The following is a 15,290-nucleotide window of genomic DNA, read 5'->3' on the forward strand; positions in this document are numbered from 1 at the left end:
CGCTGTGCTTCGAATGTTGTGCAAGGTCGACAGGACATGTCCGGTCATCCGGCAGGCCGCCAGGCGCGCGGTCGCGGGTAGTAGGCGCATACGTCCTGTCGAGAGTGCAGCGGTTTCGGCGTGAAAGGATCATTCGCATGCAGCCCGGCCCGCAGAACGCGATTACCGATGTCCCTGGAATCCTGGTCGGGCAGGTCGAGCGCGTAGACCCGCCGTACTTGACCGGTACGACGGTCGTGCACGTGCCGGGAACGGCCGTCGCCGGGGTCGATGTGCGCGGTGGCGCGCCCGGCACCCGCGAGACGGACCTGCTCGCGCCGGTGAACTCGAACGGCGGCGTGAACGCGATCGTCCTGACCGGCGGCAGCGCGTTCGGGCTCGACACGGCCGGCAGCGTGATGCGTTGGCTGGAGGAGCGCGGCGAGGGTGTCCGCGTCGGTCAGGGTGAGTACGACGTAGTGCCGATCGTCCCGACCGCGGTGATCTTCGACCTCGCCCGCGGCGGCGACTTCAAGGCCCGGCCGGAGCCGTCCTGGGGAGCGGACGCGATCGCGGCCGCCACCGACGGTCCGGTTGCCCTGGGCAACCACGGTGCCGGGGCCGGTGCCCGGGCGCGTTCGCTGAAGGGCGGCGTCGGCTCGGCGAGCGTCCGGCTGGACGACGGTACGACGGTCGGCGCGCTCGTCATCGTGAACGCGGCCGGCTCCGCGGTCGATGCCGACGGCAACCTGTACGGCGCCCGCCTCGGACTCGGCGACGAGTTCACGCACCTGCGGACCCCGGTCGAGCCGCCGCCACCCGCGGCTCCCGGCCGCAACCTGATCCCAGGACCCGCAGCGACAACCGGGATGACAACCGGGATGAACACCGTGATCGCGGTCGTCGCCACCGACGTACCACTGGACAAGGCCGCGACCCAGCGGATGGCGATGGTCGCGCACGACGGGCTGGCGCGGGCGATCGACCCGGTCCACACGCTCGTCGACGGCGACAGCATCTTCGCGCTGTCGACCCGGACGACGGACGAGCCGCGGCTGAGCGTGACCGATCCGCTCGCGCTCGGCCAGCTGGAGACCGTGTACGCCGCCGGCGCCCGGACGCTGTCGCGGGCGATCGTGCACGCGATGCTGAACGCCGAGTCGGTGCAAACCCCGGCCGGGACCGTCCCGAGCTACCGCGACGCCTACCCGTCGGCGTTCCGGACCGACTGACGTACGACTGGGGTCGTACGCCGGACCGGTCTAAAGGCGACGGTAAGACCGGTCCTCGGGCCGACGCTCCGGCGCGGTGAAAGCGAAAGGCTCTGGGCATGAACTTCCAGAGTCCCCAGTCGCAGGCGGTCCCGCAGGTTGTGTTGAGCGGGCACGGCCTGGTCAAGCACTACGGCAGCGTGGTCGGCCTGGCCGGCGTGGACGTTGCCGTCCGTTCCGGCGAAGCGCTCGCGGTCATGGGCCCGAGTGGCAACGGCAAGACCACCCTGCTGCACGTCCTCGCCGGCATCCTCACGCCGGACCAGGGCGAGGTCTGGCTGGGCGGTGAACGTGTCGACCAGCTGAACGACGCCGCCCGGACCGTACTGCGTCGCCGCCGTCTCGGTTTTGTGTTCCAGGACAACCAGCTGCTCGCCGAGCTGCCCGCGGACGAGAACGTCGCGCTGCCGCTGATGGTCGACGGCCTGAGCCGGCGCGACGCGATCGGACGCGCGCGAACGACCCTCGCCCAGGTCGGGCTTGCCGCTGAAGTCGGTCGTCGACCCGGTGAGCTGTCCGGCGGTCAGGCGCAGCGGGTGGCTATCGCGCGGGCACTGGTCGGCGAGCCGCAGGTGGTGTTCGCCGACGAACCAACCGGCGCACTGGACGCGGCGACCGGCTCACAGGTCATCGACCTGCTTGTAGGTGCCGCTACCTACCGCGGTGCCGCAGTAGTAGTCGTCACCCACGACAACGCCGTAGCCGCCCGCTGCCACCGGGCCCTCCACATCGTCGACGGTCGAGTCAGCGACGCCATCGGAGCCGTGCGATGAACCCGATGACTGATCTCGGCCTGCGGTTCGTACGCCGTCCCGGCCCGGGCGGACGTGCCGCCAACCTGGCCGCCTTCGGTGCGACTGCAGTGGTCGCGCTGCTGGTCACGTTTCTGATTGCCGGTTCGCTCGGGTTGTCGCAACGGTCGGAGCGGATCGGGTGGCGGAGCGCGGACAAGGCTGATCCGACGACCGCGATCGGCTCGCTGAACCTGGACGACGACCAGCGGGTCGACGGTCACCGCCTGAGCGTTCTCGACCTCGCGGTCCTCCACCCCAACGAGCTCGCACCACCGCCGGGCCTCGACCACACCCCCAAGCCCGGCGAGGTCTTCGTCTCGCCTGAGGTCGAGAAACGCTGGTCCAGCCTCAGCAAGCAGTACGGCGCAGATAGGCCGACCGGTGTGATCAGTGACAAGGGTCTGTCGTCGCCAGAAGAGTTCATCATCATCCGCGGCGTCCGGACGATCCCTTCCGACCAGCACCCGCAGTACGTCAGCAGCTGGAACGAGAAGGTGTGGGACAGCCGCATGGCCGGACTGCTCATCGCGGTGGCGTTCGGCATCATCCTCGTGCTGTTCCCGATCCTGAGCCTCGTCGGACAGGCCGCTGGTGTCGCAGCCAAGCGCCGCGAGCACAGACTGGCCGCACTGCGCCTTGCAGGTGCAACCCGGACCCAGGTGCTCTGGCTGAGCGCAGTAGAACAAGCCGTGCTCGCTGCAGCCGGTGCAGTCGCCGGTCTGATCGGCTACACCGTTCTGAGTCCGCTGATCGCGCAGATCCCGCTCGGCGGCGGACGCTGGTACGTCGGTGACATCACGGTCCAGTGGTGGACGGTCCTCGTCGTACTGGTCGCCGTACCCATCCTGTCCGTCGTCAGTGCACTCATCGGTCTGGGACGAGTCAGCATCACTCCACTCGGCGTCGTACGCGGCCAAACCCGCAAGGGCTTGAGCGTGCTGCGTATCGGGTTGCTGGTCATCGGTCCGGTGATGCTGGCGTACTACGGGATGCGTGCGGCTGTGCTGCCGCTGCTGATCGCTGTCGGCTTCGCGGCCCTCGCCGTACGCGTGGTCGGTCCATGGGCGGTGCAGCTGGTGGGCAAGGCGATGGCGAAGGCGGCCAACGGACCTGTGACGTTGCTGGCCGGTCGGCGCCTGGTAGACGACCCCAAGGGTGCTTTCCGGCCTGTGGCCGCTCTAGTGCTGTCCGGCTTCGTCACTGGGTTCATCTCGGTGTTCATGCCGGGTGGCGAAGACGACCCGTCCTTCAACGACATGCGGATCGGTGTGGCGTTGCTGCTCTCACTGGTCTTCCTGACCGTGGCTGCGTCGACTGCTGCGGGAGCAGTGGGTACGGCGCTGGACCAGGCAGCTCCTGCACGGGCGCTACGGCGGTCCGGTGTTCCGCTGTCGGTGATCGAGCGAGCAGCTCGCGTCGCGGCCGTCGTACCGGTCGTCGGAGTCGGGTTGCCTGTCGTCGGGTTCGGCGCGCTGTGCGGGCTGGCGTTGAGTGGCGGAAAGGTGATCACCGAGGGGAGTTCCGGCGTACTGCTGCTGCTCGGGCAGGTCGTCGCAGGGCTCGTTCTGGTCACCGTCGCGGGCGCTGCCGGTGCGCCGGTGCTGCGGAAGGCAAGCGCGAACTGATCGCGGTTGTCCACAGGCCTGGGGAAGGGTGAAACGCTCCGGGGCACGATCGTGCGAGGATGAGGGCATGCGTGACCTGAATACACCGGAGCTCGCGGATGCGTCGGCGGACCTGCGCGACGCCATCGATCGGTGCGGCTACTACCCCGACGTGGTGACCGATTCGCTCGAGGTGGCGATCGCCGGCGAACCGATCCGAGCCTACGTGCTCCAGCACGAGCCGACGTTCGACCGCGACGAGGTCCGGCGGCACATCACGATCCTGGCGCTCACCCCGACCCGGCTGATCGTCGGGCACACCGACGAGCACGCCGCCGACGAACTGATCCGCGCGCCGTACGCGTCGACGTCGACCGAGGCGATCCCGCTGCACCGGGTGAACGCCGTCGTCGTGAACCGCGTCGTACCGAATCCGGCGGGCTACGCCACCGGCAAGGCCGACCCGGCGGTCGCGGGCAGCGGTGAGGTGGTGCTGACCATCGGCTGGGGCATGGTGAACCGGATCGACCTGGAGCCGGCCGTCTGCGCGGACCCGAACTGCGAGGCCGACCACGGCTACACCGGGTCGGTCGCGGCCGACGACATCTCGCTGCGGATCAGTGCCGCGGCCGACGGTCCGGCCGGGATCCAGCAGGTGCTCGAGTTCGCGAAGGCACTCTCGTTCGCGACCACCAGCAGGTAACGCCGTGATCCAGCCGATGTCGCCGCAGTACGGCGGCGGCTCGCTCGCCGACGTGCTGCCGTCGGTGGCCGGCGCGCTGTCGGTGCCCGGGGAGACGAACCTCCTCGGCCTGCCGCCCGCCTCCCGGTACGCCGTCCTTCTGCTCGACGGGCTCGGCTGGAATCTGCTGCAGCGGTACGGCGACGCCGCGCCGTACCTGTCGTCGCTGACTCCCAGGAGTCTTACCGCTGGAGTGCCGTCGACGACCGCTGTCAGTCTCACGAGCCTCGGCACGGGTCTGCCGCCAGGCGCGCACGGCATCGTCGGCTACACGTCGATCGTCCCGGAGACCGGCGCACTGCTGAACGCGCTGTCCTGGGACGCGCCGGTCGACCCGCGACGCTGGCAGCCGCACGGGACCGTGTTCGATCGAGTAGCTGCAGCAGGTGTTGCAACGCGCAACGTGAGCAAGGCGCGGTTCGACACTTCAGGGCTGACAGCGGCCGCGTTCCGGGGGAGTGCACACCGCGGCGCCGACACCGTTGAGGACCGTCTGGATGCGACCCGTTTCGCGAGTCGTGAAGGGCAGTCGTCGCTCGTGTACGTGTACGACTCGCAGCTCGACTACATCGGCCACCAACAAGGCTGCGACTCGTGGCAGTGGCAGAAGGAACTGGGGGCGGCGGACACGTTCGCCCAACAGGTCCGTTCGGCGCTGCCGCGTGACGCCGTACTGCTCGTCGTCGCCGACCACGGCATGATCGACGTCGCCCCTGAGCACCGCGTGGATCTCGACGCCGAGCCCGCACTGACCGAGGCAGTGACCCTCATCGGTGGGGAGTCGCGTTTCCGTCACCTGTACTGCGTTCCCGGCGCGGAGGCCGACGTACTCGCCGTCTACAGGGAGCGACTCGGCGAGAAGGCGCTCGTACTGTCACGCTCTGAGGCGATCGCGCGTGGCTGGTTCGGTCCGGTCGTCGAGGACCGGGTATCACCGCGCCTGGGAGACGTCATCGTCGCAGCCCTCGGACCGGTCGCTCTGGTGGCCAGCCGCCGTCACGCGCACGAGGCCGATCTGATCGGCCTGCACGGTTCGCTGACTCCGGACGAGATGGAGATCCCGCTGCTCGTCGACGCCGGTTAATAGGGGGTGTCTGATGGTCCCGCGCCTACTGCGGGGCACTCGGCACGGCACCTCGCCGCACGGGTGCAAAGGCCACGATGCTCCGCATCGAGACCTTCGCCCCCGCACGCCGATGCACCGCACCGAGCACCTCCTCGCGACGGCGCGGGACCATCAGACACCCCCTAGAAGCTCCAGACGTCCCAGAAGAAGCTGGTGCTGGCGGTCTTGGCTTCGCCGTCGCGGGCGGTGACAGTCACCTTGTACCGGCCGGCGCCGGGCGTCAGCACGCCGGTGATCCAGCCGCGCTCGGCGTCGATGGTGAGGCCGGGCGGTAGACCGGTCGCCGAGTAGCTGATGTCACCGGTGCCGCCGGTGCCCTTCAGCAGCAGCGGCACCGCCGGGATACCGCCGACGCCGAGCTGCTCGGGCGGCTGGGTGACCGAGATCGCGCCCTGCGGCTGCGCGGCCGCCGCGCCGACTGCCTCGGCCGCGTCGACGAGACCTTCGCCGTAGTACGAGTTGTTCGCGGCGGACCCGGAGCACTCACCGGAGGCCGCGGGCGGGCACGCGAGGTCGTTGGCCTGCTGGGCGAGCCGGGCGCGGACCTGGGACGGGTTCAGCTTCGGATCGACGCTGCGGAGGAGGGCCGCGACACCGGCGACGTGCGGCGACGCCATCGACGTACCCTCGAGGATCTTGTAGCCGCCGCCCGGCACCGTCGAGTACACGGCCTGGCCGGGAGCGGCGAGGTTGATCTTGCCCTCACCGAAGTTCGAGAACGGCGACTTCGCGCTGGTCGGATCCACCGACGCGACCACGACGACGTTCGGCAGCTCGGTCGGCAGGCTGATGCAGTCGTTCGTGACGCTGCGGTCGGCCGCGGTCGAGTCGTCGGGGCTGGACACGTCGTCGGTCTTGTTCGCGAGGTCGTAGTCCTCGTTGCCGGCCGCGGCGATGTTCACGACGCCCTTGCCGTCCGAGTACGCGACGGACCGCCGTACCGCTTCGGCGATCGCGTCCTGGTCCTTGTCGCTCGGGCAGTTGAACAGCCACGGGTCGACGTAGTAGCTGTTGTTCGTCACCGAGACGCCCTTGTCGGCGGCGAACATGAACGCGCAGACCGTGTTCTCCGGGAAGAACAGCTGGCTCCCGGCCTCGGCGACCCGGATCGACGACACCTTCACGCCCGGTGCGACCCCGACCATCCCGATGCCGTTCTTCGCGCCGGCGATCGTGCCCGCGACATGCGTGCCGTGCTCGCCGACCGGCCGCCACGCGCCGGGCCGGGTGTCGAGCTTGCCGTACGCGCAGGACGCCGACTTGGCCGCGTCGAAGTTCGCCTTGAGGTCCGGGTGCTGGTCGTCCACACCGGTGTCCAGCACTCCGACGGTGACGCTCTTCGAGCCCGGGTTCTTCGCCCAGGCGCGGTCCGCGCCGATCTGGGTCATGTCCGCGCGGTCCGTCTCCGGCTGCGCCGTCGGCGTCTCCGGGACCGCAGGCGGGACCGCCGGGTTGCCGACGTCCGGGGGAAGGTCGGAGGTGCGCGTCGCGCCGGCCTTCTGCACGCCCTCGACGCCGCGCAGCTTGTCCGCGAAGTCGGTCGCCGTCGAATGCGCCACGATCACCCCGATCGCGTCGTACGTCGCATACACAGCGCCGCCGTTCTGCGTGATCGCACCGGTCACCTTGCCGGTCTGGTTCGGCGCGGTAATCACGAAGTACGCCCGGAGTCCCGCCTCGGACCGGGTCGGCGCCGCACCGGCCGGAAGGGTGGCGGTGGCGACCACAAGGCAGGCCGCGAGGACGAGGAACAGGGCTTTGCGCACAATCCATTCAAGCTGAACGAAGGCTCAGAACCCAACCCAGCCCTCCGACATACCCCGGCGTGCGAAGCGGACCTTTGACTTGGCAGGATGTTCGCCCGTGGCGGAGCTCCTGTATTTCACCGGGACCATGGACTGCGGCAAGTCGACGCTGGCGCTGCAGATGGATCACAACCACAAGGCACGCGGGAGGGTCGGGAGGATCTTCACCAGCCACGACCGGGCGGGGGAGTCGGTGCTGTCGTCGCGGCTCGGTCTGTCCGCGGACGCGGTCGAGGTACGCACCGACTTCGACTTCTGGGACTACGTCGTGAACGAACTGACGGCCGGCGGCCGGATCGACTACGTGGTGTGCGACGAGGCGCAGTTCTACAGCCCGCTGCAGATCGAGCAGCTCGCGCGGCTGACCGACGAGCTGCAGATCGACGTGTTCTGCTTCGGCATCCTGACCGACTTCCGGGCCACGCTGTTCCCGGGATCGGCGCGGCTGGTGGAGCTCGCGGACCGGATGGAACTGCTCCAGGTCGAGGCGTTGTGCTGGTGCGGTGAACGGGCCACGCACAACGCCCGTACGATCGGTGGGGAGATGGTGACCGAGGGCGAGCAACTGGTGGTGGGCGACATCGTGTCGCTGGACCACGAGGTCGCGTACGAGGTGCTCTGCCGCCGGCACCACCGCCGCCGCCTCACCCAGGCCCGCGCCCGCGCCACCCTGTCACCCGAAGTCCTGCCGTTCGGAGGAGCTGCGTCATGATCGAGCGAAGCGAGATCATCAAAAGACACAGCGCGGTTTGTGCCTCATCCGCGCCCGGAGCGAAGCGAGGACGTGGATGAGCTCGTTGATTTCCGTTGACGACCTGAGGGCGCTCGGCACCGCTCCGGTGCTGGTCGACGTCACCTGGAACCTGGCCGGTCCGCCCGGCAAGGAGGCGTACGACGCCGGCCACCTGCCCGGGGCGTACTTCGTCGACCTCGACACCGAACTCGCCGCCGCTCCCGGGCCGGGCCGCCACCCATTGCCCACCGCAACGACCGTCACGGAGACCTTCCGCCGCATCGGCATCAGGTCCGCCGACACTCCGGTCGTGGTGTACGACGCCGCGAACTCGATGTCCGCGGCCCGCGCCTGGTGGGTGTTCAGGTACTTCGGGCTGACCGACGTACGCGTTCTCGACGGCGGGCTGGCCGCGTGGACGGCCGCCGGGGGAGAGATCACCGCGGAAGCACCGGCTGATGGCGCCGGTACCTTCACCGCGACACCCGGCCATCTGCCCGTGCTCGACGCCGACGGCGCTGCCGCGGTGGCCGCGAAGGGCATCCTGCTGGACGCACGCGCGCCGGAGCGGTTCGCGGGCGAGGTCGAGCCGATGGATCCGGTGGCCGGCCACATCCCCGGGGCCGTCAACGCCCCGACGACCGAGAACGTCGACGAGACCGGACGCTTCCTCCCGGCCGCCGACCTCAAGGCCCGCTTCACCGCTCTCGGCGTCACTTCGTCGACGGAGACGGCGGTCTACTGCGGCTCCGGAGTCACCGCCGCCCACGAAGCCCTCGCCCTGGAATCCGCCGGCCTCCCCGCCACGGTCTACATCGGCAGCTGGTCCGAATGGATCACCGACCCCACCCGACCTGTGGCCACAGGCAAGGACTGACTGCTCACCAATCCACGGGACCGAGGCGGTCCTCGAAGGTACCGGTGGGGCCGTCCGGGCCGAGCGTGGCCATACGGATGATCACGTCGGTGCCTTCGGTGACGGTCAGCTGACCCTTGTGGTTGTTCATGTCGGTGGCGGCGAACGTGTGCTTCGCGGTCTCACCCGGCGTGATGGCGTTGAACTTGATGGTCGGCAGCGCCTGCGCGTACCTGACCGTGAGCATGTTCAGCGCCGCCTTGGATGAGCTGTACGCGAGTTCGTGCATCTTGGAGACCGGCTGCTCCGGGTCCAGGACCACGCTGAACGCCCCGCCGCCGCTGGAGACCATCACCACCCGTGGGTTGCTCGCCGCCTGCAGCAGCGGCAGGAACGCATGCGTGACTCGCACCGGTCCGTACACGTTGGCGTCGTACACGGCATGCAGCTCGTCAGCTGTCGCCTCGCTCGGGTGGACGGCATGCCCTGGTGCCCCGGCGTTGTTGATCAGTACGTCGAGCCGTTCGGTGTGGCTGGAGACGACCTGCAGGGCGCCGGCGACGGACTCGTCGGAGGTCACGTCCAGCGGAACCAGCACCGCGTCCACGCCGTCGGCCGCCAGCTTCTCGACGGCCACCCGCCCGCGCTCCTCGTCACGCGAACCGAGGAACACCTTCCAGCCCATCTCTCCGAGCCGACGGGCCGCTTCGTAGCCGAGACCCTTGTTCGCCCCGGTGATCAGAACGGTGGTCCGCTCCGCGTTCGTCATCATGTACCTCCTGTGGAAACGACTGTTCGGTCACGAGATGCCGCCGTGGTCTCGTACGTGACAGCCGATCTCGGTGAGGTGAGTCACGTGCATGGGGGACGAAAGGGTTGACTTCGCTCTGGCAGCGCGGGATGGTGTGCGAGCAATCGATTTCCCATCCTCGTACCGCCCCTGGGAGTCAGTCGATGATGAAGCGATCCACGTTCCTGCGCGCGGCCGTCGGGGCCGGCGTGCTGACCGCCGTACCGGGCCGTGCCTTCGGGAGTAGCCAGGCTGTGCTGACCAACAAAGTGGCCGATCTGACCGGGCCCGGTCTGACCGACCGGTTCCGGATGGCGGCGACCGATCTCGGGATTCCGGCGCGGACGCCGGACGGGCGGCTGCTGTTCATGTTCGGCGACACGTTCGAGGAGCCGTATGTCGGCGGCGGCTGGTGGCGTTCGCCGGTGGCGCTGTGGTCCACCACGTCCGACCTGAGCAGCGGCGTGAAGTGGTCCGGCGCGGTCGGGGGAGACGCGGCGCAGCAGCTGTGGGACTACCCGCACGACAATCCGACGTTCTCGACCGTGCTGCCCTCGGACGTGATCACGATCGGCGGGTCGATGTACCTGCACGCGATGGTGAACAAGGGTCTCGGAAACGTCGTGTGGACAGAGATCTGGCGCTCGGACAACTCGGGCGCGAGCTGGTACCACACCGGCGCGAAGTTCGACCCGAACATCGACGGCGGCATGTTCCAGCTGCTGACCTGGGGACTCGGCAACGACGGGTACGTGTACGTCTACTCGACCGGGTTCCAGCGCAACAAGCCGATCATCCTCAAACGCGTCCGCCAGGAGCAGATCGCGAACCCGGCGGCGTACGAACCGTGGGGTTACCGGGACGGGGTCTGGGCGTGGGGAAATCCCGCGACGCCGATCCTGAACGGGAGCTTCGGCGAGATGAGCCTGCGTCCGCTCGGCGGCAAGTGGGTGCTGACCTGGTTCAACGCCGGCGACTACCGCATCGACGGCATGATCATGGACACGCCGACGTCCAACCTCTACACGGCGTACCGTCAGACCCTGATCTACGGCGGCGCGTGGGGCTCGGAGGACGACAACCACGTCGCTCAGCTGTACGGCGGGTATGTCATCCCGGGCTCCACGCTCTCGGACATGCACCTGTCCGTGAGTCAGTGGAACACCGACAACGGCTGGCCGTACCGCGTCATGCAGTTCCGTGTCCGCGGCTTCGGCTAAAGCTCGAGCACCATCGTGTCGGAGGTGCCGACAACGCCGACCTTCCGGAACCCCAACGACTCGTAGAGCTTTCGCGCCGGATTGTCCGGGTCCACGCTGAGCGAGAGCTTTCCGTACGACGCTGCGCGCGCCTGTGCGATCACCTCGGTCAGCACGCCCCGAGCGACCCCGCGCCGCCGGAAGGCGGGGGAGACGCCCAAGGTCAGCTCGGGTACGTCGTCCGCGATGTACCCGTACCCGGGCCGCTCCGCGGTGAGGCACCGCGCCCACGCCGCACCAGCGGGGGAGCCGTCGACCTCCGCCACCACCCCGAAGTCACTCCCGCGCGGCCACCCGTCGAGGTATCGCCACGCGTGATCGTCGCCGCGCGCCCTTGCCTCGTCGTACCAGGGAGTCCCGTCCCAGTTACAGGCCTCGAGCAACATCTCGATCAGGAACGGAAGGTCGGCAGCGGCCGCCGCGCGAAGATGCATGCCCCCATCCTTCCGCACGCCGATCGGCCGCTCCATCGGTTTACCTCGGCCCTGCGACCCCGATCAGGTTGCCTTCGGGGTCGGTGAACTGACCGACGACGAGCTTCCCCGGTACGCCATCAGGCCCGAAGACCCGCTGCCCACCGAGTTCCTCGGCCTGCACGAGAGCGTTCCCGATGATCTCGAAGTGCACCAGCTGGTTGGCTGATTCGGCCATGTGTGCCTCCTCCATCTTCTTCTTGTCTACCGGTACGTCGGAGCGCCTGGCAGCACCTCGACATGTTGCGCAAGCGTTATCGCAGAAGTGTCCGGCGAACTCTTGAGTTAGTAACACGCTTGGTTTAACTTACTCGGGACTTGGCCGGTGTGGCTCAGAGCACATCGGCGGCATCCGGAAACCTGAGGAGTTCCGATGACGAGAGTGAGTAGGTGGAGCCGGTGCGGCGCCGCCCTCGGCGTGGTGGGGCTGGTGCTCGCGGCGGGGTGCGCGAAAGGTACGACGCCCTCGGCGTCCACCGGCGCCGGCGGCGAGATCGACGAGAAGGCGCCGGTCACCATCACGATCGGGGACCGCCCGACCCCCGACAAGCCGAACGACATCAAGGCGTTCGAGCAGAAGATCAAGGACTTCACGGCGAAGTACCCGAACATCACGGTGAAGTCGACCGAGACCAAGTGGGAGGCGCAGACCTTCCAGGCCCAGGTGGCCGGCGGAACGCTGCCGACGGTGATGAACATCAGCTTCACCGAGCCGGCGAACATGATCCCGAACAAGCAGCTCCCCGACATCACCGACGAGCTGAAACTGGTCGACCTGACCAAGGACCTGAACCCCAACGTCCTGAAGATCGTCCAGGATGCGAACGGGCGGATCTACGGCGTACCCATCGATGTCTTCTCGGTCGGCCTCGCCTACAACCGCGCCCTGTTCAAGCAGGCCGGCCTGGACCCGGACAAGCCGCCGACGTCCTGGGACGAGGTCCGGCAGTACGCGAAGCAGATCGCCGACAAGACCGGCAAGGCCGGGTACGCGCAGCTGACCACGAACAACACCGGCGGCTGGATGCTGACCACGATGACGTACAGCATGGGCGGCACGGTCGAGAGCGCCGACGGCAAGAAGAGCACGTTCAACGACGCGCCGACCAAGAAGGCGCTGCAGCTGCTCAAGGACATGCGGTGGACCGACAACTCGATGGGTAGCAGGTTCCTGTACAACCAGGAGGAGGTCCGCCAGGACTTCGCGGCCGGCAAGATCGGCATGGTCCTGCAGGCGCCGGACGCCTACGACATGAGCGTGAAGAACTTCGGCATGAAGCCCGCCGACTTCGGCGAAGGGGCGCTGCCGCAGGACGGCGGTCCGCACGGCACGCTGACCGGCGGCTCGCTGAAGATGATCAGCCCGAAGGCGACCAAGAACGAGGTCGTCGCGGCACTGAAGTGGATCAAGTTCGACCAGTTCGACAAGTACACGACCGAGTCGGTCGCGATCCAGGACGCCAAGACCACGATCGCCGACAAGGGTTTCGTCGGCCGGCCGGGGATCACGCCGCTGAGCCAGGAGACCTACGACCAGTTCAACAAGTGGCGTGAGCCGTACGTGAACGTCCCGGTGAAGCAGTTCCAGGGCTACATCGACTCGACGACGTCGCTGAAGCTGCTGCCCGAGCCGTCGAACAAGGGCCAGGAGGTCTACTCGCTGCTCGACCCGGTGGTTCAGCAGGTGCTCACGAAGAAGGACGCGGACATCGACAAGCTACTGAGCGACACGGCCTCGAAGATCGACGCGCGTCTGGCCCGGTAGCCCAATGTTCCAGCAACGAACGGATAAGCCCGGCCGGAACGGTGCTCAATCTTGGGCCACCTGGTACCGCTCCGGCGGGCTGAGCGCGGTCTTCTTCGCCGTGCCCCTGGTCCTGATCTTCCTGTACTTCTCCTGGGGCCCGATCGTCCGCGGACTGGTGCTCAGCTTCCAGAAGAACAACCTGGTCGCCCCGCCCGAATGGGTCGGGATGTCGAACTTCAGCTACGTGCTGACCGATCCGCAACTCCCGCAAGCAGCGCTCAACACGCTGTACTTCTGCCTGCTGGCCTTGATCTTCGGCTTCCCGGTGCCGTTGTTCCTGGCCGTCTTCATCAGCGAGTTGCGCAAGACCGGTTGGCTCTACAACGTGCTCTCCTACCTGCCGGCCGTCGTACCACCCGTGGCCGCAATCCTGTTGTGGACGTTCTTCTACGACCCGAGCGGGGCGGGCGTGTTCAACTCGATCCTCGGCTGGTTCGGGCTCGGGCCGTTCGCGTGGCTGAACTCGCAGACCTTGGCGATGCCCGCGATCGTGCTCGAGGCGACCTGGGCCGGCGCGGGCGCCACGTCGATCATCTACCTGGCGGCGCTGACCGGCGTACGGACGGAGTTGTACGAGGCAGCCGAGCTGGACGGGGCGGGGATCTGGAGCCGGGTCTGGCACGTCACGCTGCCGCAGATCCGCGGAATCATCCTGATCATGATGCTGCTGCAGCTGATCGGGACGTTCCAGGTGTTCACCGAGCCGTTCCTGTTCACCGGCGGCGGCCCGAACAACGCCACCACGACGATCCTGCTGCTGATCTACCGGTACGCGTTCATCAATGGCGACTTCGGTGCCGCGACCGCGCTCAGCGTGCTGCTCGCCGGGGTGTTGTGCGTGCTGTCGGTCGTCTACCACTTCGTCACTCGCCGCTGGAGCACCACATGAGTCACGAGCGCGGAATCATCTCGACCGCAGACCGGCAGCGGGGCCTGATCCGCTACGGCCTGCCGACGATCCAGGTGCTGATCTTCATCGCTGTCCTGATCGCCGGCGTCGGCCCGCTGCTGTGGCTGCTCAAGTCCGGGGTCTCGACGAGCCAGGACATCCTGCGCGGCCCCATGCAGCTGTGGCCGTCGGGCATCCAGCTGAAGAACATCCCGGACGCCTGGAACCGCGTGCAGATCGGCGCGTACCTGGGCAACACCGCGTTCATCGCGATCGGTTCGATGATCTCGACCCTGTTCGTGTGTACGACGGGAGCCTTCGTGCTGAGCATCCTCCGGCCGAAGTGGGGACCGGTCGTCACCGGCGCCGTCCTCGCCACCCTCTTCCTGCCCGGTGTCATCTCGCTCGTCCCGCTGTACATGACGGTGCTGAAGATGCCGGTGCTCGGGATCAGCCTGCAGAACACGTTCTGGGCGGTCTGGCTGCCGCAGGCCGCCGGCGCCTTCAACGTGCTGGTGATGAAGCGGTACTTCGACTCGATCCCGCGTGAGCTGATCGAGGCCGCCCGGATCGACGGCGCGAGCAACCTGAGGCTGTTCACGTCGCTGATCCTGCCACTGTCGAAACCGATCGTCGGAGTCGTCGCGCTACTGACCGTCATCGGTTCGTGGAAGGACTACCTCTGGCCGCTGCTCGTCCTGCCGGACCCACGGCTGCAGCCGATCTCGGTCGCCCTGCCGCGGGTGGCCAAGACCACAGAGATCTCCCTGCAGATGAGCGCGCTGTTCCTCGCGGTTCTGATACCTGTCGTGCTGTTCTTGTTGTTCCAGAAACAGTTCCTGAAAGGCGTCGGCATGGCAGGAGGTATCAAAGATTGACGTCCTCCCCATCCATCGGACGGGGATTCCAACTACTACCGAGAGGCAGCGAGTTGAGGTTCACGCTTCAGCGAGACCCGTTCCGGCATCTCTCGGCGTGCTCTGACGGCCCGTCCGGCCGCGACGTTGACGGCCGCGTTCACGTCGGCATGTGCTTGGAACCCACAGGCGACGCACCGGAAGACCGCTTGGATGCCCCTATGTTTGTCAAGTGGTCATGCGGCTGCTTGCAGTTGGTGTTCGGCGTTGCCGGGGACTGGTCGCAGGAGTGGGTAGATCTCGCG

16 protein-coding genes are annotated in these 15,290 nt (G+C 67.8%); 11 read left to right on the plus strand and 5 right to left on the minus strand.

Annotated elements, in window-relative coordinates; translation table 11 throughout:
* Positions 1-137 precede the first annotated feature (137 nt).
* From EV651_RS33835 to EV651_RS33855, 5 genes are all read left to right on the plus strand, one after another.
* The gene (locus EV651_RS33835) at positions 138-1,211 is read left to right on the plus strand and encodes a P1 family peptidase (protein ID WP_133789329.1); all 1,074 of its coding nucleotides are present in this window, start codon (positions 138-140) and stop codon (positions 1,209-1,211) included.
* A gap of 98 nt (positions 1,212-1,309) precedes the next feature.
* Complete coding sequence (locus tag EV651_RS33840) at positions 1,310-2,023, plus strand: ABC transporter ATP-binding protein (RefSeq protein ID WP_202870631.1); 714 nt, start codon at positions 1,310-1,312, stop codon at positions 2,021-2,023.
* 5 nt (positions 2,024-2,028) lie between these two features.
* Positions 2,029-3,669 (plus strand): FtsX-like permease family protein, encoded by a 1,641-nt coding sequence (locus tag EV651_RS33845; protein ID WP_238157368.1) that lies wholly within the window; start codon positions 2,029-2,031, stop codon positions 3,667-3,669.
* A 67-nt stretch (positions 3,670-3,736) separates the two neighbouring features.
* The gene (locus EV651_RS33850; protein ID WP_133789331.1) at positions 3,737-4,351 is read left to right on the plus strand and encodes a DUF5998 family protein; all 615 of its coding nucleotides are present in this window, start codon (positions 3,737-3,739) and stop codon (positions 4,349-4,351) included.
* Between the two features lie 4 nt (positions 4,352-4,355).
* Positions 4,356-5,474, plus strand: coding sequence for an alkaline phosphatase family protein (locus EV651_RS33855; protein ID WP_238157369.1), 1,119 nt, complete (start codon positions 4,356-4,358; stop codon positions 5,472-5,474).
* Between the two features lie 164 nt (positions 5,475-5,638).
* Here EV651_RS33855 and EV651_RS33860 read toward each other — a convergent pair whose 3' ends face one another.
* Positions 5,639-7,282, minus strand: a complete 1,644-nt coding sequence (locus EV651_RS33860) for a S8 family serine peptidase (RefSeq protein WP_238157370.1) — start codon at positions 7,280-7,282, stop codon at positions 5,639-5,641.
* Between the two features lie 97 nt (positions 7,283-7,379).
* Here EV651_RS33860 and EV651_RS33865 point away from each other — a divergent pair, with 97 nt between their 5' ends.
* Together EV651_RS33865 and EV651_RS33870 are read left to right on the plus strand one after the other, a co-directional pair.
* Entirely contained in the window at positions 7,380-8,033 is a 654-nt protein-coding gene (locus EV651_RS33865; protein WP_133789333.1) for a thymidine kinase, read from the plus strand.
* Between the two features lie 76 nt (positions 8,034-8,109).
* Positions 8,110-8,931 (plus strand): sulfurtransferase, encoded by an 822-nt coding sequence (locus EV651_RS33870; RefSeq protein WP_133789334.1) that lies wholly within the window; start codon positions 8,110-8,112, stop codon positions 8,929-8,931.
* 4 nt (positions 8,932-8,935) lie between these two features.
* Here the strand turns inward: EV651_RS33870 and EV651_RS33875 are convergent, their stop codons facing one another.
* Positions 8,936-9,682 (minus strand): SDR family NAD(P)-dependent oxidoreductase, encoded by a 747-nt coding sequence (locus EV651_RS33875; RefSeq protein WP_238157371.1) that lies wholly within the window; start codon positions 9,680-9,682, stop codon positions 8,936-8,938.
* A 182-nt stretch (positions 9,683-9,864) separates the two neighbouring features.
* Between EV651_RS33875 and EV651_RS33880 the strand changes: the two genes are divergently transcribed.
* Positions 9,865-10,920, plus strand: coding sequence for a DUF4185 domain-containing protein (locus EV651_RS33880; protein ID WP_202870632.1), 1,056 nt, complete (start codon positions 9,865-9,867; stop codon positions 10,918-10,920).
* On the opposite strand, the gene EV651_RS33885 is transcribed toward EV651_RS33880, so the two are convergent.
* Both EV651_RS33885 and EV651_RS33890 read right to left on the minus strand, forming a co-directional pair.
* A complete protein-coding gene (locus EV651_RS33885; RefSeq protein ID WP_133789335.1) occupies positions 10,917-11,393 on the minus strand; it encodes a GNAT family N-acetyltransferase in 477 nt (158 codons plus the stop codon). The genes EV651_RS33880 and EV651_RS33885 overlap by 4 nt on opposite strands.
* Positions 11,394-11,433: 40 nt before the next feature.
* Positions 11,434-11,610 (minus strand): hypothetical protein, encoded by a 177-nt coding sequence (locus tag EV651_RS33890; protein ID WP_202870633.1) that lies wholly within the window; start codon positions 11,608-11,610, stop codon positions 11,434-11,436.
* Between the two features lie 195 nt (positions 11,611-11,805).
* Here EV651_RS33890 and EV651_RS33895 point away from each other — a divergent pair, with 195 nt between their 5' ends.
* From EV651_RS33895 to EV651_RS33905, 3 genes are read left to right on the plus strand one after another with little or no spacing between them, the layout of a single operon-like run.
* The gene (locus EV651_RS33895; RefSeq protein ID WP_133789336.1) at positions 11,806-13,197 is read left to right on the plus strand and encodes an ABC transporter substrate-binding protein; all 1,392 of its coding nucleotides are present in this window, start codon (positions 11,806-11,808) and stop codon (positions 13,195-13,197) included.
* Between the two features lie 4 nt (positions 13,198-13,201).
* A complete protein-coding gene (locus tag EV651_RS33900; RefSeq protein WP_133789337.1) occupies positions 13,202-14,128 on the plus strand; it encodes a carbohydrate ABC transporter permease in 927 nt (308 codons plus the stop codon).
* On the plus strand, positions 14,125-15,006 hold the full coding sequence (locus EV651_RS33905) for a carbohydrate ABC transporter permease (protein WP_133789338.1): 882 nt from the start codon (positions 14,125-14,127) through the stop codon (positions 15,004-15,006). The genes EV651_RS33900 and EV651_RS33905 overlap by 4 nt, the downstream gene beginning before the upstream one ends.
* Positions 15,007-15,041: 35 nt before the next feature.
* On the opposite strand, the gene EV651_RS43445 is transcribed toward EV651_RS33905, so the two are convergent.
* A complete protein-coding gene (locus EV651_RS43445; protein WP_370353820.1) occupies positions 15,042-15,200 on the minus strand; it encodes a zinc ribbon domain-containing protein in 159 nt (52 codons plus the stop codon).
* Between the last annotated feature and the right edge of the window lie 90 nt (positions 15,201-15,290).

Source organism: Kribbella sp. VKM Ac-2571 (genome assembly GCF_004362255.1).
GTDB lineage: Bacteria > Actinomycetota > Actinomycetes > Propionibacteriales > Kribbellaceae > Kribbella > Kribbella pratensis.

Coding starts and splice junctions, on each gene's coding strand:
- EV651_RS33880 (WP_202870632.1), top strand. CDS start 9,865: ATGATGAAGCGATCCACGTTCCTGCGCGCGGCCGTCGGGGCCGGCGTG.
- EV651_RS33895 (WP_133789336.1), top strand. CDS start 11,806: ATGACGAGAGTGAGTAGGTGGAGCCGGTGCGGCGCCGCCCTCGGCGTG.
- EV651_RS33845 (WP_238157368.1), top strand. CDS start 2,029: ATGACTGATCTCGGCCTGCGGTTCGTACGCCGTCCCGGCCCGGGCGGA.
- EV651_RS33885 (WP_133789335.1), bottom strand. CDS start 11,393: ATGCATCTTCGCGCGGCGGCCGCTGCCGACCTTCCGTTCCTGATCGAG.
- EV651_RS33905 (WP_133789338.1), top strand. CDS start 14,125: ATGAGTCACGAGCGCGGAATCATCTCGACCGCAGACCGGCAGCGGGGC.
- EV651_RS33840 (WP_202870631.1), top strand. CDS start 1,310: ATGAACTTCCAGAGTCCCCAGTCGCAGGCGGTCCCGCAGGTTGTGTTG.
- EV651_RS33835 (WP_133789329.1), top strand. CDS start 138: ATGCAGCCCGGCCCGCAGAACGCGATTACCGATGTCCCTGGAATCCTG.
- EV651_RS33890 (WP_202870633.1), bottom strand. CDS start 11,610: ATGGCCGAATCAGCCAACCAGCTGGTGCACTTCGAGATCATCGGGAAC.
- EV651_RS33900 (WP_133789337.1), top strand. CDS start 13,202: ATGTTCCAGCAACGAACGGATAAGCCCGGCCGGAACGGTGCTCAATCT.
- EV651_RS33870 (WP_133789334.1), top strand. CDS start 8,110: ATGAGCTCGTTGATTTCCGTTGACGACCTGAGGGCGCTCGGCACCGCT.
- EV651_RS33875 (WP_238157371.1), bottom strand. CDS start 9,682: ATGATGACGAACGCGGAGCGGACCACCGTTCTGATCACCGGGGCGAAC.
- EV651_RS33850 (WP_133789331.1), top strand. CDS start 3,737: ATGCGTGACCTGAATACACCGGAGCTCGCGGATGCGTCGGCGGACCTG.